Source organism: Faecalibacterium sp. Marseille-Q4164 (assembly GCF_017377545.1).
GTDB lineage: Bacteria > Bacillota > Clostridia > Oscillospirales > Ruminococcaceae > Faecalibacterium > Faecalibacterium duncaniae.
In genome coordinates this window covers 1-23,746 of the sequence record NZ_JAFREJ010000020.1, presented here as the reverse complement: position 1 = coordinate 23,746, position 23,746 = coordinate 1, and the positions used below count along the sequence as shown (strand labels likewise).

At 61.8% G+C, this 23,746-nt stretch carries 19 protein-coding genes; 14 read left to right on the top strand and 5 right to left on the bottom strand.

From position 1 onward, the window contains the following. The first annotated feature begins 82 nt into the window (after positions 1-82). Positions 83-343 carry a type II toxin-antitoxin system RelE/ParE family toxin gene (locus J3352_RS12660; RefSeq protein ID WP_035393509.1) on the top strand — a complete coding sequence of 87 codons (261 nt, stop codon included), beginning with the start codon at positions 83-85 and terminating at the stop codon, positions 341-343. A gap of 12 nt (positions 344-355) precedes the next feature. After that, the gene (locus J3352_RS12655) at positions 356-571 is read left to right on the top strand and encodes a hypothetical protein (RefSeq protein ID WP_097772961.1); all 216 of its coding nucleotides are present in this window, start codon (positions 356-358) and stop codon (positions 569-571) included. Between the two features lie 56 nt (positions 572-627). On the opposite strand, the gene J3352_RS12650 is transcribed toward J3352_RS12655, so the two are convergent. Further along, a complete protein-coding gene (locus J3352_RS12650) occupies positions 628-1,482 on the bottom strand; it encodes a DegV family protein (protein WP_097772960.1) in 855 nt (284 codons plus the stop codon). A 255-nt stretch (positions 1,483-1,737) separates the two neighbouring features. Here J3352_RS12650 and J3352_RS12645 point away from each other — a divergent pair, with 255 nt between their 5' ends. The 11 genes from J3352_RS12645 to J3352_RS12595 all read left to right on the top strand — a co-directional run bounded on the left by J3352_RS12645 (position 1,738) and on the right by J3352_RS12595 (position 14,027). Continuing rightward, positions 1,738-2,151: a CPBP family intramembrane glutamic endopeptidase gene (locus J3352_RS12645; protein ID WP_097772959.1), complete on the top strand. Its 414-nt coding sequence runs from the start codon at positions 1,738-1,740 to the stop codon at positions 2,149-2,151. Then, positions 2,148-2,636 (top strand): nucleoside deaminase, encoded by a 489-nt coding sequence (locus J3352_RS12640; protein ID WP_005930211.1) that lies wholly within the window; start codon positions 2,148-2,150, stop codon positions 2,634-2,636. The genes J3352_RS12645 and J3352_RS12640 overlap by 4 nt, the downstream gene beginning before the upstream one ends. A 246-nt stretch (positions 2,637-2,882) precedes the next feature. Then, positions 2,883-3,770 carry an elongation factor P 5-aminopentanone reductase gene (ymfI, locus tag J3352_RS12635; protein ID WP_197036552.1) on the top strand — a complete coding sequence of 296 codons (888 nt, stop codon included), beginning with the start codon at positions 2,883-2,885 and terminating at the stop codon, positions 3,768-3,770. A gap of 79 nt (positions 3,771-3,849) precedes the next feature. Then, positions 3,850-5,235: an RNA polymerase sigma factor gene (locus tag J3352_RS12630; RefSeq protein ID WP_005930202.1), complete on the top strand. Its 1,386-nt coding sequence runs from the start codon at positions 3,850-3,852 to the stop codon at positions 5,233-5,235. 133 nt (positions 5,236-5,368) lie between these two features. Continuing rightward, on the top strand, positions 5,369-6,037 hold the full coding sequence (locus tag J3352_RS12625) for a DUF4830 domain-containing protein (protein ID WP_097770226.1): 669 nt from the start codon (positions 5,369-5,371) through the stop codon (positions 6,035-6,037). Between the two features lie 189 nt (positions 6,038-6,226). Beyond that, entirely contained in the window at positions 6,227-6,490 is a 264-nt protein-coding gene (locus J3352_RS12620) for an HPr family phosphocarrier protein (RefSeq protein WP_005930193.1), read from the top strand. Between the two features lie 84 nt (positions 6,491-6,574). After that, a complete protein-coding gene (gene ptsP / locus J3352_RS12615; RefSeq protein ID WP_005930190.1) occupies positions 6,575-8,221 on the top strand; it encodes a phosphoenolpyruvate--protein phosphotransferase in 1,647 nt (548 codons plus the stop codon). A 231-nt stretch (positions 8,222-8,452) separates the two neighbouring features. Next, positions 8,453-9,640, top strand: coding sequence for a cation diffusion facilitator family transporter (locus J3352_RS12610; protein WP_156067417.1), 1,188 nt, complete (start codon positions 8,453-8,455; stop codon positions 9,638-9,640). A gap of 27 nt (positions 9,641-9,667) precedes the next feature. Then, the gene (locus J3352_RS12605) at positions 9,668-10,852 is read left to right on the top strand and encodes a pyridoxal phosphate-dependent aminotransferase (protein WP_156067419.1); all 1,185 of its coding nucleotides are present in this window, start codon (positions 9,668-9,670) and stop codon (positions 10,850-10,852) included. Between the two features lie 80 nt (positions 10,853-10,932). Then, on the top strand, positions 10,933-12,144 hold the full coding sequence (locus tag J3352_RS12600) for an NADP-dependent isocitrate dehydrogenase (protein ID WP_156067421.1): 1,212 nt from the start codon (positions 10,933-10,935) through the stop codon (positions 12,142-12,144). Positions 12,145-12,251: 107 nt separating this feature from the next. Further along, a complete protein-coding gene (locus J3352_RS12595; RefSeq protein ID WP_156067423.1) occupies positions 12,252-14,027 on the top strand; it encodes a glycoside hydrolase family 2 protein in 1,776 nt (591 codons plus the stop codon). Positions 14,028-14,207: 180 nt separating this feature from the next. Here the strand turns inward: J3352_RS12595 and J3352_RS12590 are convergent, their stop codons facing one another. From J3352_RS12590 to J3352_RS12575, 4 genes are all read right to left on the bottom strand, one after another. Next, a complete protein-coding gene (locus tag J3352_RS12590) occupies positions 14,208-15,344 on the bottom strand; it encodes a foldase (RefSeq protein WP_156067425.1) in 1,137 nt (378 codons plus the stop codon). A gap of 62 nt (positions 15,345-15,406) precedes the next feature. Next, positions 15,407-18,874, bottom strand: coding sequence for a transcription-repair coupling factor (mfd, locus tag J3352_RS12585; protein ID WP_156067427.1), 3,468 nt, complete (start codon positions 18,872-18,874; stop codon positions 15,407-15,409). Positions 18,875-19,048: 174 nt separating this feature from the next. After that, positions 19,049-19,627: an aminoacyl-tRNA hydrolase gene (pth, locus tag J3352_RS12580; RefSeq protein ID WP_156067429.1), complete on the bottom strand. Its 579-nt coding sequence runs from the start codon at positions 19,625-19,627 to the stop codon at positions 19,049-19,051. Positions 19,628-19,793: 166 nt separating this feature from the next. Beyond that, positions 19,794-20,549 carry a DapH/DapD/GlmU-related protein gene (locus J3352_RS12575; RefSeq protein ID WP_156067431.1) on the bottom strand — a complete coding sequence of 252 codons (756 nt, stop codon included), beginning with the start codon at positions 20,547-20,549 and terminating at the stop codon, positions 19,794-19,796. 377 nt (positions 20,550-20,926) lie between these two features. Here J3352_RS12575 and ppdK point away from each other — a divergent pair, with 377 nt between their 5' ends. Then, positions 20,927-23,593 carry a pyruvate, phosphate dikinase gene (ppdK, locus tag J3352_RS12570; RefSeq protein WP_097786469.1) on the top strand — a complete coding sequence of 889 codons (2,667 nt, stop codon included), beginning with the start codon at positions 20,927-20,929 and terminating at the stop codon, positions 23,591-23,593. Positions 23,594-23,746 lie beyond the last annotated feature (153 nt).

Sequence of the window (23,746 nt, the reverse complement as noted above, 5' to 3'; positions counted from 1 at the left end):
AAAAAACAATTGACGTTTGCAGAAGAATGGACTATAATAGGGCCAGAGGCCCGCAGAAAAAACGAGCGCTGAGGATGATGTTATGAAGATCCGCTACTCGAAGAACGCCATGAAGTTCCTGAATAAGCTGGACAAAAGGTCCGTGCTTCGCATCGTTGCAGGCATTGAGGGGCTGACCCTGAAACCGCCAGCAGGTGATATCAAGGTGATGCAGGGACTGAAGGATGGAACAATGCGGCTTCGGGTCGGAAGCTGGCGCGTGCTTTACCGGTACGGAGAGGAAAACGCGCTGGAGATTCTATTGGTGCTGGATATCGGGAATCGTGGCGATATCTATAAATAAGGAGGTGGCAGGATGTCTGAAATTGCAATGAATGTAGCACACATGATCGATATGCTGCCGGACCCGGACAAGAACCTTGCCTACGAGCTGATCAAAAAGCTGGTACTGGCATGGGACCCGGATTTCACCAAGCTGACCACAGAGGAAGCAAAGCAGCTGGAGGAAGCGAAGGACAGCGGCTTTGTAGATGCCGAAGAGATCGACTGGTCGAAGATCGGACACGAATGAACCAACAAAAAAGAGGAACTGCCGGGAAAGCAGTTCCTCTTTTTGATTGGGTAAGATCAGAAGGTGAAGCCCTCATCGAGGAAGGCCAGGCCGAACGCGCCGGGGCCGGCGTGGGTGCCGATGACACAGCCGATCTGGCGCACAAGGGCCTCGTTCCGGCCCAGATTCTCCTGCAGGTAGGTCTGGATGGGCTGCACCTCGCGGGGGGCGAGGGTGTAACCGGCCAGCGCGTCGGTGCAGGTGCTGATGCCGCCCAGCTCCTCGATCTTCTTGAACAGGGCAACGTAAGCGCCGGGCAGGCCCCGGGCCTTGCCCGCCATAACGACCTTGCCCTCCTTGATGGTGATGAGGGGCTTGATGCCCAGCATCCCACCGGCCACGGCCACGGCGGCGGGCAGGCGGCCGCCCTTGCGCAGATACTTCAGGTCGTCGATGACAGCCACCAGATGCAGATGCTCCTTGGCGTGCTCAAGGGTGGCGGCGATCTGCCCGGCAGTCTTTCCGGCATCCCGCAGCTGAACAGCCAGCCGCACCAGCAGGCTTTCGCCCAGGCAGACGTTCTCGGAATCCACAAAGAGGACATTGTCCACATTGGCCATGTCTGCGGCCAGCCGGGCGCACTGGCAGGTGCCGGACAGCTCATGGGAGAGGAAGATGCCCACCACTTCGTCCCCGGCGGCAGCAGCCTCAAGGAAGAAGCGCTGGAACAGCTCGGGGCTGGGCTGGCTGGTGGTGGGCAGCTTGTGGCAGCGGGCCATCACGCCGTAATACACGGTGGGGGTCATGTCCACGCCGTCCCGGAGCACGGTGCCGTCCTCCAGGGTGACGTTCAGGGGGATGACGGTCACGCCCAGCTGCTCGGCTTCAGCGGGCAGGATGTCGGATGCGGAATCGGTAAGAATGCGGATCATAGTAATACCTCCAACGGGGCCAAGAACGGATAACCCGACCAAATCAATCAAAAAGTCGTATAGGAATATACCAGAGACGACGGGAAATGTCAATTGTTTGAATCAATATTTCTTCGTATTTTCGCAATTCCGCTCCGTTTTCTTGCACAAACGGGCCGGAACATGATACAATGGGCATCAGGCATTGCGGGGCGGTGCGCTGTGCGCCCGAAGCAGCGGAACAGCGCACCCCCAAACGGAGAGGGGACGGAGAAGATGTCAGAACAGAACCGCCGCCTGCGGGCGGCAGGCATCGCGGCACTGGCCTGGGCCGGGCTGGCGGCGGTCTGGTGTGTGCTGGTCCCCGGCGGGGCGGCAGAACTGCCGCAGGGCGTGCCCGGCACGCTGCGCAGCCTGCTGGTGCTGCCGCTGGCTGAGGAGCTGGTGTTCCGGGGGGCGCTGCTGCGCCTGCTGCGGCCGCTGGGGGAGCACCCGGCAAACCTCTGCCAGGCTGTGCTCTTTGCGGCCCTGCACGGAACGCTGACCGAAAAGTGCTACGCGCTGGGCATGGGGCTCATCTTCGGGTGGGCCGCAGAGCAGACCGACAGTCCTGCACCCGGGGTGGTGCTGCATATCCTGAACAATGGGCTGGTGCTGGCCCGGGCGCTGGCAGAAAGGGGAATGGGATGACCGACTATGAGCTGATGGGCGCGGCGCTGGAGGAGGCCGCACGGGCCGCCGCGCTGGGCGAGGTGCCCGTGGGCGCGGTGGTGGCCCGGAACGGCGAGATCATCGCCGCCGCCCACAACACCCGCGAGACCGAGAAAAACGCCCTCCACCACGCCGAGCTGCTGGCCATTGACGCGGCCTGCAAAAAGCTGGGCGGCTGGCGGCTGTGGCAGTGTGAGCTGTTCGTTACGCTGGAGCCCTGCCCCATGTGCAGCGGCGGCATCATCAACAGCCGGATCAGGCGGGTGGTGTACGGCGCGGCGGATACCAAGGCCGGGTGCTGCGGCAGCGTGACCGACCTGTTCGCCCTGCCCTTCAACCACCATCCGGTGGTGGAACGCGGCCTGCGGGCGGAGGAGGCGCAGGCGCTGCTGCAGGCGTTTTTCCTCCGGCTGCGGGAGCAGCGGGCCGCAAAGCCCCGCTGGAAACCGCCCGTGACCCCCTGAGAACGTGAAAAAAAGTGGGAACTGCGTGAAAAGACGGCGGTTCCCACTTTCTTTTTTCGCCGAATTGTGTTATATTATTTAATGGTAACTTGTCGAAACCACTCGCACAGACCAGCGGGCTCGCCGCAGGACCGGCCTTGACCGGAAAGAGGAGCAGAGCGCAGCCCATGGGTGCGGTGGAGGGCGGGACCTTCCTGCCTGCGGGATTTTTTGCAGGCAGAGAACAAACGGCAGGAGGGCTGACTCTTGTACGATGATGAATTTGAATTGACCTTTGACCTGAGCGATGAGGACAAGGCATCCCGGGCCCCTGAGCCGGAACAGGAGCCGGTGCAGGAAGCTGCGCCGGAACCGGCAGCGGAAACAGAACCGCCGGTGGAGGCTGTACCGGGACCGGCAGTCCCTGCGGCCAATGGGCGCTGCGTGCTGATCTCGGGCGGCGACCGGGGCATCGGAGCCGCGGCGGCCCGCGCCTTCTGGCAGGCGGGCTACCGGGTGGCGGTGCTCTACCACACCCACGCCGAGGAGGCGGCGGCGCTGGAAAAGGCGCTGCCGGGCCTGCTGGCAGTCCAGTGCGATGTGGCCTCCCGCGCCAGCTGTGAGGTGGCGTTCCACACTGTGGAGCAGGCCGTGGGCCATGTGGATGTGCTGGTGAGCAACGCGGGCATTGCCCAGCAGAAGCTGTTCACCGATATCACCCCGGAGGAGTGGCAGCACATGCTGGACGTGAACCTGAGCGGCGCGTTCCACCTGTGTCAGCTGGCCCTGCCGGGCATGATCCGCCGCAAGGCGGGCCGCATCCTGACCGTGAGCAGTATGTGGGGCCAGACCGGCGGCAGCTGCGAGGTGCATTACTCCGCTGCCAAGGCGGGCCTGATCGGCCTGACCAAGGCCCTTGCCAAAGAGGAGGGGCCCAGCGGCATCACTGTGAACTGCGTGGCTCCGGGTGTCATCGACACCGATATGATGGCTGCCTTTACGGCAGAGGATAAGGCTGCGCTGGCCGAGGAGACCCCCGTGGGCCGCCTGGGCAGCGCGGACGAGGTGGCGCAGCTGCTGGTGTTCCTGGCAGGCGAAAGCGCCGGTTACATCACCGGGCAGGTGTTCGGTGTGAACGGCGGCCTGGTGATTTGAACCATCCCGCAGCGGCAAAACTTATGATACGATATCACTTACGGCGCAGCCAGCGCCGCGGTGAAAAGGAGAGAGCGAAATGGGCATGACTTTGAAGGAACTGTTGACGAAGGGCGAAGGCACCTTGACGGCGGGCGAGGCCAAGACACTGGCTTCCCAGTGCCGGATGGATGTGGAAACGCTTTACACGCTTCTGGAGGAGCGCGGCATCAAAATTCTGGATGACGAGGCCGACGGTGACACCAGCCTGGATGTGGAAGGCATCATGGCAGAGGTGGAAAGTGCCGAGGCAAACAGCGATGAGCTGGGCCTGGGCGATGAAAATGAGGACGACCCGGCAGAGGAGAACCCCGCAGACCTGAAGGCTGCCATGGATGAGCTGCTGGATGACCCTGTGAAGAACTACCTCAAGCAGATCGGCCAGATCCCGCTGCTGAGCGCAGAGCAGGAAGTGGACCTGAGCAAGCGCATCCACGCCGGTGCCGAGGCTGCCCACATCCTTCAGGCCGACCGCCAGAAGTACGGCGCGCCTGAGTACATCAAAAAGAACAGCGCCCGCTTCTCGTTCGAGGAGGATGAGAACAGCCGGAGCTATACCGAGGATCTGGACGAGGACGGCAACACCAAGTCCAGCGAGGACGACGAGGAAAAGGCTGCCGAAGAGGAGGCCATGGAGGCCGTGGAGAACGGCCCCCTGACGGAGGAGCGCCGCCAGGAGCTGCTCAAGATCCGCCGCGACGGCCTGAACGCCCGCCGCAGCCTGAGCGAGGCCAACCTGCGTCTGGTGGTCTCCATCGCCAAGAAGCATGTCGGCCACAACCTGGCGTTCCTGGACCTGATCCAGGAGGGCAACATCGGCCTGATCAAGGCCGCCGAGAAGTTTGACTGTGACCGTGGCTTCCGCTTCTCCACCTACGCCACCTGGTGGATCCGTCAGGCCATCACCCGCGCCATTGCGGATCAGGCCCGCACCATCCGCATCCCGGTGCACATGGTCGAGACCATCAACCGGATGCGTCAGGCCACCAACCAGCTGGTCTACCAGAACGGCCACGAGCCCACCCCTGAGGAGCTGGCAAAGGCCATGGATATGAGCGTGGAGCGCGTGCGCGAGATCCAGCGCATGGCGCAGGAACCCGCCAGCCTGGAAAGCCCCGTGGGCGAGGAAGAAGATTCCTCCCTGGGCGATTTCGTGGCCGACGAGAACGCCGAGGCCCCCGGCAAGGCAGCAGACCGCGCCATGGTGGCCCAGCAGATCAATCAGGCCCTCAAGAGCCTGACCCCCCGTGAGGAAAAGGTCATCCGCCTGCGCTTTGGTCTGGACGATGGCCGCCCCCGCACGCTGGAGGAGGTGGGCCGCGACTTCGGTGTCACCCGTGAGCGTGTCCGCCAGATCGAGGCCAAGGCCATCCGCAAGCTGCACAGCCGCAAGTGCCTGGCCCTGCTGAACGGCCTGATTGAGTGATCCTGAACTTACCGCTATGAGAAAGAGCCCCCGCCGGTCTATTCCGGCGGGGGCTCTTTTGGTGGTGTCAAACATATTCTGCCTGCCCGCTCCATATATTCTTTTCAGAACAAAACGGGTGGGAGGGAACGGCATGTTTGTGGTAACGCTGAACAAGACGAGCTTGAAAAAGGTGGGGGCCGGTGCGCTCTGCTGTGCGCTGGTGATCTTCAGCGCCTTTCTGGGGCGGTACATCAGCACCCGCACGGTGGCGGCAGCGGCCGGGGTGAACCGGATCGAGAGCGCACAGGACATCCAGACCTGGTTCACGGGCTACGGGCTGGATGTGGACGGCACGTCCATCACGGCGGATAAGGTCAAGATCCCCCGCAAGTGGGACGACAGCTTTTCGGCCTTCAACGGGGTGGTGCAGCAAAGCGGGATGGATCTTACCCGCTACAAAGGGAAAACCGTGGAAAAGTGGACCGCCCTGATCCCGGCGGCCAGCAGCGGAGAGACCAGCCGCTACGGCGTGCTGCTGGTCTACCGCAAAAAGGCTGTGGGGGCCTACCTGCTGGAAAAGCCTTCAGGCACGGTGATTGGCCTGAAGGATGCCCAGACCGCAATGGCGCAGGCTGAGCAGCAGGATGCCCAACAGGTGTCCGGTGAGGATTACAGCGGCGACTGGGGAGAGCGCCATGATGAGGAGCTGGGCGCGGCCGGGCAGAGCCAGCAGACCAGCGGGGAGCCGGACTCCGTGGTGCCCGAGGAGGCGCAGTACACCGACCTGCCTCTGGATGCCGAGGGGTATCCTGTCGAATGAATCCGGTGGAAAAATGGGGGCAAAACTTCTGTTCAATAGCACCAAAATTTCTGGCTAAAAATCAGCAATATGGGATGATGAAAAAATAACGAAGCGGGTTTATAATAATAGTAGCATCCCGCAGCAAAATCGGCTGCGTCCGGAGTGGCAGGACCGTCCGGATCTGAAACGGGATGAAGTAAGGAGAAAATGATTATGAAGGAATTCCAGTATACTGTTAAGGATGCATGCGGCATCCACGCTCGTCCGGCCGGTCTGCTCGTGAAGGTGGCCAAGGGCTTTGCCAGCACCGCTACCCTGGAAAAGGACGGCAAGAGCTGCGACCTGCGTAAACTGATGGCTCTGATGGGCATGGGTGTCAAGCAGGGCGACACCGTGACCGTGAAGGTGGAGGGCGACGATGAGGCCGCCGCTGCCGAGGCCATTCAGAAGTTCCTGACCGAGAACGTCTGATCTTTGAATCTGCGGACAAAAGCCCTTGCGGGAGACCCTGCGGGGGCTTTTTCGCACTAAATTCTCAACAAAGGAGAGAGAACGATGCAGGTAGGAACCGGTAAAAGCATCCTGAACGGCATTGCCATCGGCAAGCTGAAAATTTACAAGAAAAAAGATACCGTGATCTCCACCGCCCAGGTCGCGGACACGGCGGCAGAGGAAGCACGCTTTGAAGAGGCCCGGGCCAAGGCCATTGACCAGCAGACTGCCCTGTATGAAAAGGCACTGGCCGAGGCAGGCGAGGACATTGCCGAGGTGTTCAACATCCATGCCATGATGCTGGATGACGATGACTTTGTGGATGCCATCAAGGAGATCATCAACGGACAGCACATGTGTGCGGAGTATGCCGTCAAGAAAGCGGGCGACAACCAGGCCGCCGTGTTTGCCGCCATGGACGACCCCTATTTACAGGCCCGCAGCGCCGATGTCATCGACATTGCCCAGGCCATGCTGGACATCCTGCAGGGCGTGGACAATGCCACCCTGCAGGGCACGGAGCCCAGCATTCTGGTGGCAGAGGATCTGGCACCCTCGGAGACGGTGCGGATGGACAAGAGCCTGCTGCTGGGCTTCATCACCCGGGAGGGCAGCTCCAATAGCCACACCGCCATTCTGGCCCGCAGCATGAACATCCCCGCCCTGATCCAGTGCAAGGAGATCCAGGAAGATTGGGACGGCAAGATGGCTGTGGTGGACGGCTACAACGCCTGCGTGTATGTGGACCCCACCCCCGATCTGCTGGAGAGCCTGAAAAAGCGCCAGCAGGAGGACCAGAAGAAGCTGGCCCTGCTGGCCGAGCTCAAGGGCAAGCCCAACACCACGCTGGACGGCAAGACCGTGCAGGTCTTTGCCAACATCGGCGGCATGAGCGATGTGGGCGCGGTCCAGCAGAACGACGCGGGCGGCGTGGGCCTGTTCCGCACCGAATTCGTCTACCTGAACTGCACGGATTACCCCACCGAGGAATACCAGTTCGAGGCCTACAAGCAGGTGCTGGAGAGCCTGGCCCCCAAAAAGGTGGTCGTGCGCACCTGTGATATCGGCGCGGACAAGACTGTGGACTACATGAAGCTCGACCACGAGGACAACCCCGCGCTGGGCTACCGCGCCATCCGCATCTGCCTGACCCGCAAGGATTTCTTCAAGACCCAGCTGCGGGCCCTGCTGCGCGCTTCTGCCTACGGCAACATGAGCATTATGTTCCCCATGATCACCAGTCTGCGGGAGCTGCAGGATGCCAAGGCCGTGCTGGAGGAGTGCAAGGCAGAGCTGACCGCCGAGGGCAAGAAGTTCAGCGACAAGATCGAGGTGGGCACCATGATCGAGACCCCCGCCGCAGTTCTGGTGGCGGACGATCTGGCCCAGGAGTGCGATTTCTTCTCCATCGGCACCAACGACCTGACCCAGTACACCTGCGCGCTGGACCGCCAGAACGCCAAGCTGGAGCCCTTCTTTGATCCCCACCACCCCGCTGTGCTGAAGGCCATCCGGATGACCATTGAGGCGGGCCACCGCCACGGCATCTGGGTGGGCATCTGCGGTGAGCTGGGCGCGGATACCGCTCTCACCGAGACCTTCCTGCGGATGGGCGTGGACGAGCTGTCCATGAACGCCAAGAGCATCCTGCCCGTGCGCAAGATCATCCGCGGTGTGGATCTGAGCAAGCCCTCTGCCAAGAATGTCTGAGTTCCCCTGACGGAACTGTAAAAGGGGCTGCTGCGGCGCTCTCTGCCAACCAAAGTGTTGGCAAAGGGGCGCGCGGCAGCTCTTTTTTGATTACAACAAGAAGCAAATTCACAAAACTGCCGCCTGACAAGCCGCAGTTTCATGGGTGAACGCTTCACAACGGTAAAGCTGGGTGCTATACTATACCTAAGTCGTATTTTTTGAACGTACCTCTGGAGATGAAAGATAGATATGACGCAATTCCTGATCCGCCGGTTCATCCGGCATCCCAATGACCCCCAGGACCCCGCCACCCGCACGGCCTACGGCAACCTTGCCAGCGGGGTGGGCATGGCCTGCAACCTGCTGCTCTGCCTGGGCAAGCTGCTGGCAGGCACCCTGTTCGGCTCCATCGCCATCATGGCGGATGCTTTGAACAACCTCTCGGACGCTTCGTCCAACGTGGTCAGCCTCATCGGATTCCGGCTGGCCGCCAAGGCCCCGGATGCCGAGCATCCCTACGGCCACGCCCGCTATGAATATCTGGCCGGTCTGGTGGTCAGCGTGACCATCCTGGGCATCGGCTTTTCCCTGCTCAAGGAATCGGTGGTCAAGGTGTTCCACCCCACCCCCGTGGCGTTCAGCTGGCTGAGCGTGGGCGTGCTGGCCGCATCCATCCTCGTCAAGCTCTGGATGAGCGGCTTCAACCGCACCATCGGCCGCACCATCGGCTCCGAGACCCTGATGGCCACCGCCGCCGACAGCCGCAACGACGTGCTGACCACCGGCGCGGTGCTGATCTCCACCGTGATCTGCAGCCTGACGGGCTGGGCGCGGCTGGACGGCATCATGGGCGTGGCCGTGGCAGCCTTCATCCTCTGGTCGGGCTGGGGGCTGGTCATGGACACCCTGAGCCCCCTGCTGGGCGAGAGCCCCAGCCCGGAGCTGGTGGAGCACATTGAGCAGACGGTCATGGGCTACCCCGGCGTGCTGGGGATGCACGACCTCATGGTGCACGATTACGGCCCGGGGCATCAGTTCGCATCCCTCCACATCGAGTTCCCGGCAGAGACCGACCCGCTCAAGGCCCACGATGTCATCGACAACATCGAGAACGATTTTATAAAGCGAGACGGCCTGCAGGTGACCATCCACTATGACCCCATCGTCACCACCGATGCGGCGGTGGGCGTGCTGCGCACCCGCCTGATGGAAAAGGCCCGCCAGCTCGACCCCTGCCTTTCGATCCACGACCTGCGCATCGTGCCGGGTGATACCCATACGAATGTCCTGTTCGATCTGGAGTTCCCGGCGGGCTATACCGGGAACAAGGACGAGATGCTGGCCGCCATGTGCCAGTTCGTCCATGAGCAGGACCCGAAATACAGCTGTGTGGTGAAAGTAGAGCAGAGCTATGCGTCTGCTGCCCACGAAAAATAAATTTGTGTTTTAGAGGGGAAGGAACTTATGCTGAACGAGACTTACCGCGGGATGCTGGCCCACAAGAGCGTCATCCGCGAGACCTTTATGTACGGCAAGCAGCGCGCGGCCCAGATCGGTTACGAGAACGTGTTTGATTACTCGCTGGGCAACCCCAGCGTGCCCTGCCCGGAGCAGTTCACCGCCGCCATGCAGGAGCTGCTGGCACAGGAGGACCCGGTGGCCCTGCATGGCTACTGCCCCAGCCAGGGCGACCCGGAGTTCCGCACCGCCGTGGCGGCCCACCTGAACAGGACCTTCGGCCTGCCCTATGCGCAGAAGGATATCTTTCCCACCACGGGTGCGGCGGGTGCCATTGCCCACGCTGTGCGCGCCGTGACCCGGCCCGGGGATGAGGTGCTGACCTTTGCCCCCTACTTCCCGGAGTACGGCCCCTATGTAGAGGGCACTGGTGCCCATCTCAGGGTGGTGCCGCCCCAGGCCCCGGCCTTCCAGCCCAATCTGGAGGCCTTTGAGCAGATGCTGACCGAGAAGGTCACCTGCGTCCTCATCAACACCCCCAACAACCCCACCGGTGTGGTCTACTCTGCCGACACCCTGACCCGGCTGGCAGAGATTCTGACCGAGAAGAGCCGGACCTACGGCCACAACATCTTCCTTGTCAGCGACGAGCCCTACCGGGATATCGCCTTTGATGGCAGGGCTGTGCCCTACCCGGCGGCGTTCTACCCCCACACCCTGACCTGCTTCTCCTTCTCCAAGAGCCTGAGCCTGCCCGGCGAGCGCCTGGGCTACGTGGCCGTGCGCCCCGGCTGTGAGGGCGAGGAGGTGCTGGTGGATATGATGGCCCAGATCTCCCGCTTTACCGGCCACAACTGCCCGCCCAGCATCATCCAGCGCGCCGTGAGCCGCTGCCTGGATGTGACCAGCGACCTGAGCGTCTACGAGACCAATATGAATCTGCTTTACAGCAAGCTGAAAGCGCTGGGCTTTGAGGTCGAGCGGCCCGGCGGCACCTTCTATCTCTTCCCCAAGGCACTGGAGGAGGATGCCAACGCCTTCTGCCGCAGGGCCCGGGAATTTGACCTGCTGCTGGTGCCCAGTGATACCTTTGGCGTAACGGGCTATGTCCGCCTTGCCTACTGCATCGACACCGAACAGGTAAAGCGCAGCCTGCCTGCGCTGGAAAAGCTGGCGGCCGCGTATCAATAAAGCCGAACCTCCCGGCAGAGCATCTGGCAGTGCCGCCGGAGGTCACAGTATTTTTTGAAACAGAGGAAAGGGAAACTGTTATGGAAAAGATCAAGATGACCACGCCGCTGGTGGAGATGGATGGCGACGAGATGACCCGTGTGCTCTGGAAGATCATCAAGGAGGAGCTCATCCTGCCCTTTGTGGATCTGAAGACCGAGTACTACGATCTGGGCCTGCCCAACCGGGATGCCACCCAGGATCAGGTGACCATGGATGCCGCCCTTGCCAACAAGAAGTATGGCGTGGCGGTCAAGTGCGCCACCATCACCCCCAACGCCCAGCGCGTGGAGGAATACCACCTGCACCAGATGTGGAAGAGCCCCAACGGCACCATCCGCGCCGTGCTGGACGGCACCGTGTTCCGCGCGCCGATCATGATCGACAGCATCAAACCGGTGGTCAGGAACTGGACAAGGCCCATCACCATTGCCCGCCACGCCTACGGCGACGTGTACAAGTGCACCGAGTTCCGCATCCCCGGCCCCGGCAGGGCGGAGCTGATCTACACCGGCGACGACGGCTCCCGGCAGGCCGCCACGGTCTACAACTTTGAGTGTGCCGGTGTCCTGCAGGGCCAGTACAACAAGGACACCTCCATTTACAGCTTTGCCCGCAGCTGCTTCAACTACGCACTGGAAAGCAAACAGGATCTCTGGTTCGGTGCCAAGGACACCATTTCCAAGAAATATGACCACACCTTCAAGGACATCTTCCAGGAGGTGTACGATGCCGAGTACCGGGAAAAGTTCGAGGCCGCAGGTATTACCTATTTCTACAGCCTGATCGATGACATCGTGGCCCGTGTCATCCGCAGCGAGGGCGGCTTTGTCTGGGCCTGCAAGAACTACGATGGCGATGTGATGAGTGATATGGTCTCCACTGCCTTTGGCTCGCTGGCCATGATGACCAGCGTTCTGGTCAGCCCGGACGGCAACTATGAGTACGAGGCTGCCCACGGCACCGTGACCCGCCACTACTACAAGTACCTCAAGGGCGAGGCCACCTCCACCAACCCCATGGCCACCATCTTTGCCTGGAGCGGTGCCCTGAAAAAGCGCGGCGAGCTGGACCGCCTGCCCGCGCTGGTCCGGTTTGGCGAGGCGCTGGAGGCCGCCAGCCTGCAGACCCTCAATGACGGCATTATGACCAAAGACCTCTGCGGCCTGGCGGAGGGCATCACCCCCACCCAGGTGAACAGCGAGGAATTCATCCAGGCCATCCGCACCCGGCTGGAAGCAAAACTGGCATAAGCGCTGCATCACGGCCCCTGCCCCGGAACCCCGGCGGCGGGGGCTTTTTGCGCCTATACAAGGCGGTTGGCCTGTGCTACAATGGGAGCAGAAAAGGCGGTGACAGTATGCAGCATCATCCTCTGCCCGAATACCCCCGCCCGGCCCTGCGGCGGGACAGCTACGAGAACCTGAACGGCCTGTGGCAGTACGCCATCACCGGCTCTGCGGGACTGCCCGCAAAGTGGGACGGCGACATTCTGGTGCCCTACTCCCCGGAGACGAAAGCCTCCGGCGTGGGGCGCACCCTGCAGCCCGGGGCGTGGCTCCACTACCACCGGAGCTTTGTGCCCCCGGCGGGCACCGGCGGGCGGGTGCTGCTCCACTTCGGGGCCGTGGACTATGCCTGCGCCGTGCAGGTCAACGGCCATCTGGTGGGGGGCCACCGGGGCGGCTACTGGCCCTTTGCGCTGGATATCACCGATGCGCTGAATCCTGCCGGCCATGACCGGCTCTGGGTGGCCGTGCAGGACCCCACCGGCACCGGCGTGCAGGCCCGGGGCAAGCAGACCCTCCGGCCCGGCGGGATGTTCTACCCGGCCCAGAGCGGCATTTGGCAGACCGTCTGGCTGGAGCGGGTGCCGGAGAACTACATCACGGAGCTGACCGTCACCCCGGACTATGATGCCCGCACCGTGACCGTGAAAGCCCATACTTCCCTGCCCGGCGGCGCGGCGAACCTGTGGGCCGTGGTGCGGGCCGGGGGCGTGACCGTTGCCGAGGACTGGGGCAGCGACGAGGCTGACCGGGACGGTGCGGTGACCCTGCACATCCCGGAGGAGCATTTCTTCCCGTGGAGCCCGGACAGCCCGTTTTTGTACGACCTGACCGTGGGCACCACGCAGGGAGAGGAGGAGCAGCGCGACACCGTGCACAGCTACTTTGCCCTGCGCAAGTGGAGCTGTGCGCCGGATGCCCACGGGATCATGCGCTTCTGCCTGAACGGCAAGCCCATCCTGCTCAACGGCCTGCTGGATCAGGGCTACTGGCCCGAGGGTCTGTACACCCCGCCCAGTGATGGGGCAGTGGTGCGGGAACTGCAGACCATAAAAGAGCTGGGCTTCAACCTTCTGCGCAAGCACGCCAAGATCGAGCCGCAGCGCTGGTATTACCACTGCGATAAGCTGGGCCTCATCGTCTGGCAGGACATGGTGAACGGCGGCGGGCCCTACAAGCTCTGGTTCGTGACCTACCTGACCAACGTGCTCCAGCCGCTGCTCCGCCGCCTGCCCGACGCAAGGCCCCTTTGGGGCCTGCTGGGCCGCGAAACGGAAGCGGGCAGGGAAGAATATGCCCGGGAGCTGGAAGCCACGGTAAAAGCCCTGCAGTGCCACCCTTGTGTGGGCTGCTGGGTGCCCTTCAATGAGGGGTGGGGGCAGTTCGATGCCGCCGGGGCCGTGGAGGCCGTCCGCAGGCTGGACGATACCCGCCTTGTGGACGAGGCCAGCGGCTGGTACGATCAGGGCGGGGGAGATGTGGATTCCCTGCACAACTATTTCTACCCGCTCCGGGTCAGGCCCCGGAGCCGGGTGGTGGCCTTGAGCGAATACGGCGGCATTGCCTGGCCCATGCCCGGCCATGAGCCGCCCCGCAGGGCGTATGGCTACGGCACGGCAAAGAGCCGGGCCGAGCTGACCGCCCGCTGGAAAAAGCTGCAATTGGAAACGGTGCTCCCCCAGCTGAAAAAGGGGCTTTCGGCCCTGGTGTACACCCAGGTGAGCGATGTGGAGGACGAGGTGAACGGCCTGTTTACCTACGACCGCGCCGCCATCAAGCCCGACCCCGCCGCTGTGCGTGCCGTGAACCAGGCGCTGGAAGCGGCGTTTGAAAAGACCGTAGAATAAAAAAAGAAGGCTGTTACCCTGTAACTCCCTCAGTCACGGCTTCGCCGTGCCAGCTCCCTCTCGGAGGGAGCCTTGGCGTAACGGTGAACTGTGAAAGCCTCCCTCTCAGAGGGAGGTGGCATCGCGTCAGCGATGACGGAAGGAGTTTAGGCAACAGCCTTTTTGCATATAAATAAAAACTTAGTTGGTGCTGCTGTTCACGATCTTGGAAGCGGGCATCCTGTTCATGGCGGAGCTGCTCAGGTTGTGCTCCAGAGAAGCACCGTAGGCGGTCAGCGCCTCGGAGAGCTCCTCCCCCTTCATATCGTTGAGCACCTGTCCGCGCAGGTCATCCAGCGCCTTCAGGCTCAGCGGGTCGAGCCGCAGGACGGCCATCAGGGCGTAGCTGTTGTACTTCACAGCCGCTGCCTGCCCGATGGACAGGCCCCGGATGGTGTCGGCGGCACCCTCTGCAGTAAAGGCAGAGGTCACGGTGCTGTCCCCGATGAGTTCCAGAGAAGGTGCATTGGAATCGGAGGAATAGGTGGAGCCCAGCACGGCGTAGACCTCCGGCAGGGCAGAGGTGACCACGCCGGAGAAGTAGCCCAGCAGGGCGCTGCTGAAATCGGAATCGCTCAGGCCGGTCAAGGAAGCAGCGTAGGCATTGGTCTGATCCACGGCATCCTGTACCAAATCCAACATCTCGCTGGTCTGGTCCTCATCGGCAGAGGCATAGGTGCTGGTGTTGTAGAGCGGGATGGTGTAATAGGCCAGCTCGTACATGTTGTTCTCCAGATGGCTGGTCAGGTCGGCATCCGACACCGGGGTCTCGCCGTCCACGCCGTAGACCAGCTCCAGCAGGTCGCTGCTCTTGATGAGGATGCGCTCAAACCGCTGGACGGTGTTCAGGCCGATGCCGTTGGCCTTGTAGGTGTCGCCGTACTGCTCCATCAGCTGGGAGGCGTAGCTGTCGGCCTGTGCTTCCTCTTCTGCGGTCAGCTGGCCGCCCAGCTCCTCAAAGCGGGTCTCGATGGCGGCGTAGGTCTCAAGGTTCTCCATGGTTTTCTGGCTCACATAGTCGCTGACAGTGGCGGTCTCGCCGCTGTCGGCATCCACGGTGATGGTCTGCTTCAGGAAGGCCTTCACATCGGTGGCATCCTGCTCCGAGGTGGCCAGATCAGCGGCCTTCTGGTAAGCGTCGTACTGGGCCAGCAGATACAGGCCCGAGGTGATGTCCACCGTGCCGATGGTGCCCACCGAATCCGGGGTGGAGCCGCAGGCGGCAAGGGAAAATACCATTGCCACGGCGGCAAGAAGTGCGATCAGTTTCTTTTTCATAGATGTTACTCCTAAGATAATTTCCAAAGAAGATATGGCTGCCCTTGGCAGTACGGGAAAGCTTACGACTTTTGTGCCAAGATCTCCGCCATGGCTTTCAGGATGCTCTGCAGCAGCTCCAGCGGCTTTTCCTCTTTTTGCAGGGTGACGGAGAGGTAGGGCTTTGCGCCGGCCCCGGTGACAACGCGGCCGTTGAAGGCCACCAGCAGGCCCTGGATCATCCGGAGGTCCAGCTGCTCCACCTGCAGCACCAGAGTGTCCTTCTTCTGGGTCACCTCGTACACGCCCACAGCGGTGGCCTGCACCCGCGCCAGCGAGACATTGACCAGATCGCTGACCGAGGGCGGCGGGTCGCCGTAGCGGTCGATGAGCTCGTCCAGCACATCGGCGGCATCCTCGGGGGTCTGGATGGCTGCGATCCGCTTGTAGGCTTCAATGCGGCCCGGCCCGTCGGCAATGTACGTTTCGGGGATGTAGGCATCCACCCGCAGGTCGATCAGGCACTCGCTCTTGTCGCGCTGCACCGGCTCGCCCTTGGCCCGGGCGATGGCCTGCCCCAGCATCTTCACATAGAGGTCGTAGCCCACGGCCTCCATGTGGCCGTGCTGGCTGTGGCCCAGCAGACTGCCTGCGCCGCGGATCTGGAGATCGCGCATGGCGATGCGGAAGCCGGAGCCGAAGGCCGTGAACTCCCGGATGGCGGAAAGCCGCTTCTGGGCGATGTCGGTTAGGGTCTTGTCCCGCCGGAAGGTGAAGTAGGCATAGGCTTTGCGGCCGGAGCGGCCCACCCGGCCCCGGATCTGGTACAGCTGGGCAAGGCCCATCCGGTCGGCATCCTCAATGATGAGGGTGTTGCAGTTGCGCACATCGATGCCCGTTTCGATCAGGGTGGTGCAGACCAGAATGTCGATCTCGCCGTTGAGCAGATGCTGCCAGACCGGGTTCAGCTCCTCCTCGGTCATCTTGCCGTGGGCAATGCCCACCCGGGCACCGGGTACCAACTGGCTGACATGGGCGGCGGTGGACTCGATGTTGTCCACCCGGTTGTGCAGGTAGTACACCTGACCGCCCCGGGCCAGCTCCTTCTTCATGGCTTCGGCAAGGATGACATCGTTGTACTCCAGCACAAAGGTCTCCACGGGCTGGCGCTCGATGGGCGGCTGCTCGATGGTGGACAGGTCGCGGATGCCGCTCATGGCCATGTTCAGGGTGCGGGGGATGGGCGTGGCCGAGAGGGTCAGCATATCCACGCCGATGAAGTTTTCCTTCAGCTTCTCCTTGTGCTTCACGCCGAACCGCTGCTCCTCATCGATGATGACAAGGCCCAGGTCGTGGAAACGCACATCCTTGGAGAGCAGGCGGTGGGTGCCCACCACGATGTCCACGCTGCCGGACTGCAGGCCCCGCAGGGTCTCCTTTTGCTGTTTCGCGGTGCGGAAGCGGGAGAGCATCCCGATCTTCACCGGGAAGGCCTCCATCCGGGAGAGCAGGGTGTTGTAGTGCTGCCAGGCCAGCAGGGTGGTGGGGGCCAGAAGGGCGCACTGCTTGCCGCCCATCACGCACTTGAAGGCCGCGCGCAGGGCAACTTCGGTCTTGCCCACGCCCACGTCGCCGCAGAGCAGGCGGTCCATCGGGTAGGGCTTTTCCATGTCCTGCTTGATCTCGGCGGTGGCGTGGAGCTGGTCGTCGGTCTCGTCGTACTCAAAGCGGGTCTCAAAATCGTTCTGCCAGTCGCCGTCGGGCGGGAAGGCGTATCCCTGGGCCTGCCTGCGCCGGGCGTACAGTTCAATGAGCTCCTGGGCCATCTCCTCGGTGGCCTTTTTCACCTTGGCGCGGGTGCGCTGCCATTCGGTGCCGCCCAGCTTGGCCAGCTTCACCTTTTCCTCGTCGCCGGGGGCGGTGTAGCGGCTGAGCAGGTCCAGCTGGGTCACCGGCACATAGAGCACATCGGAGCCGGAATACTGGATCTTCAGGTAGTCCTTGATGGCACCCTGCACTTCCAGCCGCTGGATGCCCGCGTACATGCCGATGCCGTGGCTCTGGTGCACCACATAGTCCCCGGGCTTGATGTCCGAAAGGCTGGACAGGGCGTTTTTGTTCTTTTTGCGCTTTTTGTTCTCGGCAGCGGCTTCTTCATCCAGCCCGTGCCGCCGGGAGGAGATGACCGCCGCGTGGGCAAAGGGGAAGGTGCAGCCTGCGGTCAGGTGGCCGGGCAGCACCTGCACGATGCCCTTGGCCGGGCGCACGTCCCGGCTCATGCTCACAGAGTAGCCCTTGTCCGTCAGGTCCCGGGTCAGGGCGGCGGCACCCTTGGGGGTGCCGGAGAAGAGGGTGACGGCATAGCCCTGGGCGATCAGCGGGTCAAGATCCTCCCGCAGGGAGGCCAGGTCGCCGCCCCAGTTGGGGGCCGCAAAGGCCTCCACGTTGATGAGGTCCTTCAGCTTGAACTCGTTCATCCCCCGCAGGAAGTTCTCACACAGCAGGGTGCTCTGTTTCTGGGCCGCAATGGCAAGGTCGTCCATGGTCTGGTAGAGCACGTCCAGCCCCGGGCAGAGCACGCCCTCCTCCAGCAGGCCGGTCAGCTCCTCGCCCCGGCGGTACTCGGTGGCCTTCTGGGCATCCCGGATGCCGCCCACCTCGTCCAGCACGAAGATGGGGCTGTCCAGATGGTCCAGCAGGGTGGCGGGCTGCGGGTAGCGGATGCCGTAATACTTGTCCATGGCTTCGGGCATCAGGCCGGAATCCAGCTGGGCAAGGTCGGCCTCTGTGGCCTTTTCCATGGCGGTGCGTTTTTTGCCCCGCGCCTTTTTGATGGCTCCGCGCAGAGCCTCAGCCGTCTCAGCGGTGCTGCCGAACAGCACCTCGCGGGCGGGGGAAAGGTAGATCTTTTCCAGACTGCCGTCCCGGCGCTGGGTCAGCAGGTCGAAGGAGGCCAGCGAATCGATCTCATCGTCCCAGTATTCCACACGGGCGGGCTGGTGCATGTCCGGCGCGTAGATATCCACGATATCGCCGCGCACGCTGAACTGGCCCGGGCCGTCCACCTGACTGCGTCGGACGTACCCGGCGGCAAAGAGCCGCGCCACCAGTGCTTCCCGGTTGTAGACCATGCCGGGCTTGAGGGTGAGAGTGTTCCGCAGGAACTCATCCCGGGGCACCGTGTATTGCAGCAGCGCCTCGGCGGGCACGCAGACGGCGTTCAGCCGCCCGCCCGCCAGCGCGCCCAGCACCGACAGGCGGCGGTACTCGTATTCGCGGCCCGCGCCCTCCACTGGCCGCAGCATGAAGTCCCGGGGCGGAAACACCGCCGCGGTCAGGCCCAGCGCCTTGAGGTCGTCCGCAAAGTGGGTGGCCTCGGCCTCGCCGGGGGTCACGATGCAGACCAGCCGTCCCAGATCCTTCTGCAAAGCGGCGTACAGCAGGGCACGGCCCGCAGGCGGCAGGCCGAACAGCGCCGCCGGGCCCGGGGTGCGCAGGCTCTCCGCGATCTTCTGATATTCCGCTGTGCTTTTCAGCAGCGCTTCGTACATCGTAGACCTCCTCTCGAAGCAAACACTTTTGGAAAGCTAAACCCTACCGTCATTGCTTCGCAATGCCACCGCCCCTACTAGGGGCGGCCTTGGCAAAACCGTAAAACTTTACGCAATGCCAAGGGCCCCCCTATTAGCGGGGGCTGTCGCCGCAGGCGACTGGGGGGTTCTCCCTCACCCATTATACTTGCTCTGTGCCAGCCCCAGCTTACCGTCCATGATAAGCTTGGCCGCTGCCTCCAGGTCGGGGTAGCGGTCGGCCATGGCTTTGGCATCCTCCGGCGGGAACTTGCCCAGCACCCAGTCGGCAAGGTCATAGTCCGGGCGGGGCTTGGCACCAACGCCGATGCGGATGCGGGGGAAGTTCTCCCCGCCCAGCCGGGCAATGATGCTCTTCAGGCCGTTGTGCCCGCCTGCCGAGCCGGAGGGCCGGATGCGCAGCTTGCCGGGGGCCTGGGTGATATCGTCGCACAGGACGATGACGTGGTCGGCGGGGATCTTGAAAAAGCCCGCCAGCGGGGCGATGGAATCGCCGGAGAGGTTCATGTAGGTCAGGGGTTTCAGCAGCACCACCTTGTGGCCGTCCACCTCGCCCTGGCCCCACAGGCCCTGAAACTTGGTTTTGCTGACGCTGATGCCCCATTTGCCCGCCAGATAGTCCAGCGCGGCAAAGCCGGCGTTGTGGCGGGTGCCATCGTATTTTGCTTCGGGGTTGCCAAGCCCTGCAATGAGCCAGATATCGTTTTCATTCATGATAGGATCATACCTTTTCCTGATAATAGTGTGATACAACATCTAAGTATAACATACGCGCGAAGAAAAAGAAATCTGTTTTGCGGGAAAAACACAAAGCCGCCCTATATCGGTACAGATACAGGGCGGTGCTTTTTGTATAATACCTTATAAGGTGGCGGGAGAGTTACTTGTTCTGCTCCTCCTCCAGCTTCTGCTTTTTGGCGATGTAGGCTTCCATCTTGGGGGCTGCCCAGCCCTCAAGGTTGGTCTGGCGTTCCCGGGCGATGCCCAGCGCCTGGGCAGGCACATCCTTGGTGATGGTGCTGCCTGCGGCGGTGTAAGCGCCATCGCCCACCTTGACTGGGGCCACAAGGTTGGTGTTGCAGCCAATGAAGCAGTAATCGCCGATCTGGGTGCGGAACTTATCCTTGCCGTCGTAGTTGCAGGTGACGGTGCCGCAACCGAAGTTGCAGTACTTGCCCACATCGCTGTCGCCGATGTAGGTCAGGTGGCTCACGGTGTTGCCCCGGGCAAAGTTGGAGTTCTTGGTCTCCACATAGGCACCCAGATGCACGCCGTAGTCGGTGACAGTGTTCACCCGCACATGGGTGAAGGGGCCGATGTTGTTGTGGGGGCCCAGATGGCTGCCGTAGACCTGGCTGGCGTTGACGGTGGTGCCCTCGTCCACGGTGCTGTCCTCGATCAGGCTGTTGGGGCCGATGACGCAGCCCGCACCGATGACCGTCTTGCCGCGCAGGATGGTGTCCGCCAGAATGGTGGCTCCCGGGGCAATGACAACGCCTTCGTCGATCTGGACGGTACGGCTCTCAATGTTCACGCCGTTGGCGATGTGAAAAAGCAGGATGTTCTCGCGCCGGCTTTCGGCAGCGTCCAGTTTGGCGCGTGCTGCGGCCAGAGCTTCGTTGGAAATGGTTTCCATAAATAGTGTCCCTCCTTGGGAAGGTGTGGTATTTTGTTGTATCCATGAGGGAGAAATTCCGGCCCGTTCCGCAGGTGGAATTCCACCGGAAATTTTAATGGATAACAGCATGTATCCAAGACACGGAAAAATGGCTCTGCAAAACAAAAAACCTCTCGAACTTTCTCCCATTTTATAATAGCGGAAAATTGAGTAAATTTCAAGGGAATTGCACAAAATTTATCAAACAAATTCGGTGTTTTGCCCGGTGGCAATGTGGGAATTTTCTGGTATAATAGTTTAGCATTCACAAGACAATGTTCATCAGCTTTGAGAAAAAAGTGCGATGAGACCGCCGGGCGTGGCACCGGGGGTCACCAAATGGGAGGTAAACACGCATGAGCAAAAAGTATCTGTACTACTTCAGCGAGGGCAACGATGCCTTCGGCGGCGACAAGGTCACCATGAAAAATACTCTGGGCGGCAAGGGTGCCGGTCTGGCAGAGATGACTGCTGCCGGTATGCCGGTTCCCCAGGGCTTCACCATCACCACGGATGCCTGCACCCAGTACTATGCAGACGGCCGTCAGATCAATGACGATATCACCGCTGACATCTTCGAGCATCTCAAGGGTCTGGAAGAGATCACCGGCAAGAAGTTCGGCGACAACACCAACCCCCTGCTGGTCTCTGTCCGTTCCGGTGCCCGTCAGTCCATGCCCGGCATGATGGACACCATCCTGAACCTGGGCCTGAACGATGAGGCTGTGGAAGGTCTGGCCAAGAAGACCGGCAACGCCCGCTTCGCATACGACTGCTACCGCCGTTTCGTGCAGATGTTTGCAGACGTCGTTATGATGGTTCCCAAGAGCCTGTTCGAGGTCGAGATCGACAAGATGAAGGAAGCCAAGGGCGTCAAGAACGACGTGGACCTGACGGCTGACGACCTGAAAGAACTGGTCGGTGTATTCAAGAAGATCTACGAGGAGAACGAGGGCAAGCCGTTCCCCCAGGATCCCCGCGATCAGCTGATCGAGGCTGTCAAGGCTGTGTTCCGCAGCTGGGACAACCCCCGTGCTAACGTTTACCGCAAGATGAACGAGATCCCCTACGAGTGGGGCACCGCTGTCAACGTGCAGCAGATGGCATTCGGCAACTCCGGCGACCGTTCCGGCACCGGCGTTGCATTCACCCGTGACCCCGCCACCGGCGCAAAGAAGCTGATGGGCGAGTACCTGATCAATGCACAGGGCGAGGACGTTGTGGCAGGTGTCCGCACTCCTTCTCCCATCAGCCACCTGAAGGATCAGATGCCTGAGGTGTACGATCAGTTCGTTGAGATCGCAACCCGTCTGGAGAACTACTTCCGCGATATGCAGGATATGGAGTTCACCATTGAGGACGGCCACCTGTACATGCTGCAGACCCGTAACGGCAAGCGTACCGCACAGGCCGCTCTGCAGATCGCATGCGACCTGGTGGACGAGGGCATGATCACCGAGCAGGAAGCTGTCCTGCGCGTGGAGCCCAAGCAGCTGGATACCCTGCTGCATCCCCAGTTCGATGCCGCTGCCCTGAAGGCTGCCGAAGTCGTCGGCAAGGGCCTGGCAGCTTCTCCCGGTTCCGCCTGCGGCCAGATCGTCTTTACTGCTGAGGAAGCAGAGGAGATGGTCAAGTCCGGCAAAATGAAGAAGGTGGTTCTGGTCCGTCTGGAGACTTCTCCCGAGGACATCGTGGGCATGCAGGTGTCTCAGGGCATCCTGACCGTCCGCGGCGGCATGACCAGCCACGCAGCCGTTGTTGCCCGTGGTATGGGCACCTGCTGTGTCTCCGGCTGCGGCAACGACAACGAGGTCAAGATCGATGAGGAGGCCAAGACCTTCGAGATCAACGGCCACAAGTTCGTTGAGGGCGACTGGATCTCCATCGATGGTTCTACCGGCAACATCTACGGCGAGCAGGTCGCAACCGTGGCCGCTACCGGCAACAAGAACTTCAACCGCTTCATGGGCTGGGCCGATGCTGCCCGCCAGCTGCTGGTTATGACCAATGCTGATAACCCCCGCGATGCACAGCAGGCCGTTGACCTGGGTGCTGAGGGCATCGGCCTGTGCCGTACCGAGCACATGTTCTTCGCCGAGGACCGCATCAAGGCTGTCCGTGAGATGATCTGCGCCCGTACCGTGGAAGAGCGCGAAGCTGCTCTGGCTAAGGTCGAGCCGTTCCAGCAGGGTGACTTCGAGGCCATGTACCGCATCATGGGTGAGCGCCCGATGACCATCCGCTACCTGGATCCCCCTCTGCACGAGTTCCTGCCCACCAAGGATGAGGACATCAAGGAGCTGGCTGCCGATATGGGCATGACCTTCGATGACCTGAAGAACGTGGTTGCTTCTCTGCACGAGTTCAACCCCATGATGGGTCACCGTGGCTGCCGTCTGGCTGTCACCTATCCTGAGATCGCTGCCATGCAGACCCGCGCTGTGATCAAGGCTGCCCTGAACGTCTCTGCTGAGACCGGCTGCATGATCACCCCGCACATCATGATCCCGCTGGTCGGCGAGGTCAAGGAGCTGAAGTTCGTCAAGGACGTTGTCGTCAAGGTCGCTGATGAGCTGATCGCTGATGCTGGCGTTGACATGAAGTACCAGGTCGGTACCATGATCGAAATCCCCCGTGCAGCCCTGACTGCCGGCGAGATCGCCAAGGAGGCTGAGTTCTTCAGCTTCGGCACCAACGACCTGACCCAGATGACCTTCGGCTTCAGCCGTGATGACGCTGCCAAGTTCCTGGGCGCTTACTACGAGAACAAGATCTACGAGAGCGATCCGTTCCAGCACCTGGATCAGATCGGCGTGGGCAAGCTGGTCAAGATGGCCGCACACGATGGCCGTGAGACCCGTCCCGATCTGGGCCTGGGTATCTGCGGTGAGCACGGCGGCGATCCCACGAGCGTGGAGTTCTGCCACAACGTCGGTCTGGACTACGTCAGCTGCTCTCCCTTCCGTGTGCCCATTGCACGTCTGGCTGCTGCTCAGGCTGCGATCAAGAACCCCCGCAAGTAATTGCGTGAGGGCTTGAACCGACACAAATAACGCAAACGAACCGCCTCGGTTTCCGAAAGAGGAAGCCGGGGCGGTTTTTTGCGCTCACGGAGGGGCAAATGAAAAACACAGTATGAATATATACCATATAAAAATGAATATATGCTAAAATTT

Bases quoted from the DNA above. Each gene is read 5' to 3' on its own strand.
- J3352_RS12660 (WP_035393509.1), top strand. From the start codon at position 83: ATGAAGATCCGCTACTCGAAGAACGCCATGAAGTTCCTGAATAAGCTG.
- J3352_RS12655 (WP_097772961.1), top strand. From the start codon at position 356: ATGTCTGAAATTGCAATGAATGTAGCACACATGATCGATATGCTGCCG.
- J3352_RS12650 (WP_097772960.1), bottom strand. From the start codon at position 1,482: ATGATCCGCATTCTTACCGATTCCGCATCCGACATCCTGCCCGCTGAA.
- J3352_RS12645 (WP_097772959.1), top strand. From the start codon at position 1,738: ATGTCAGAACAGAACCGCCGCCTGCGGGCGGCAGGCATCGCGGCACTG.
- J3352_RS12640 (WP_005930211.1), top strand. From the start codon at position 2,148: ATGACCGACTATGAGCTGATGGGCGCGGCGCTGGAGGAGGCCGCACGG.
- J3352_RS12630 (WP_005930202.1), top strand. From the start codon at position 3,850: ATGGGCATGACTTTGAAGGAACTGTTGACGAAGGGCGAAGGCACCTTG.
- J3352_RS12625 (WP_097770226.1), top strand. From the start codon at position 5,369: ATGTTTGTGGTAACGCTGAACAAGACGAGCTTGAAAAAGGTGGGGGCC.
- J3352_RS12620 (WP_005930193.1), top strand. From the start codon at position 6,227: ATGATTATGAAGGAATTCCAGTATACTGTTAAGGATGCATGCGGCATC.
- ptsP (WP_005930190.1), top strand. From the start codon at position 6,575: ATGCAGGTAGGAACCGGTAAAAGCATCCTGAACGGCATTGCCATCGGC.
- J3352_RS12610 (WP_156067417.1), top strand. From the start codon at position 8,453: ATGACGCAATTCCTGATCCGCCGGTTCATCCGGCATCCCAATGACCCC.
- J3352_RS12605 (WP_156067419.1), top strand. From the start codon at position 9,668: ATGCTGAACGAGACTTACCGCGGGATGCTGGCCCACAAGAGCGTCATC.
- J3352_RS12600 (WP_156067421.1), top strand. From the start codon at position 10,933: ATGGAAAAGATCAAGATGACCACGCCGCTGGTGGAGATGGATGGCGAC.
- J3352_RS12595 (WP_156067423.1), top strand. From the start codon at position 12,252: ATGCAGCATCATCCTCTGCCCGAATACCCCCGCCCGGCCCTGCGGCGG.
- J3352_RS12590 (WP_156067425.1), bottom strand. From the start codon at position 15,344: ATGAAAAAGAAACTGATCGCACTTCTTGCCGCCGTGGCAATGGTATTT.
- mfd (WP_156067427.1), bottom strand. From the start codon at position 18,874: ATGTACGAAGCGCTGCTGAAAAGCACAGCGGAATATCAGAAGATCGCG.
- pth (WP_156067429.1), bottom strand. From the start codon at position 19,627: ATGAATGAAAACGATATCTGGCTCATTGCAGGGCTTGGCAACCCCGAA.
- J3352_RS12575 (WP_156067431.1), bottom strand. From the start codon at position 20,549: ATGGAAACCATTTCCAACGAAGCTCTGGCCGCAGCACGCGCCAAACTG.
- ppdK (WP_097786469.1), top strand. From the start codon at position 20,927: ATGAGCAAAAAGTATCTGTACTACTTCAGCGAGGGCAACGATGCCTTC.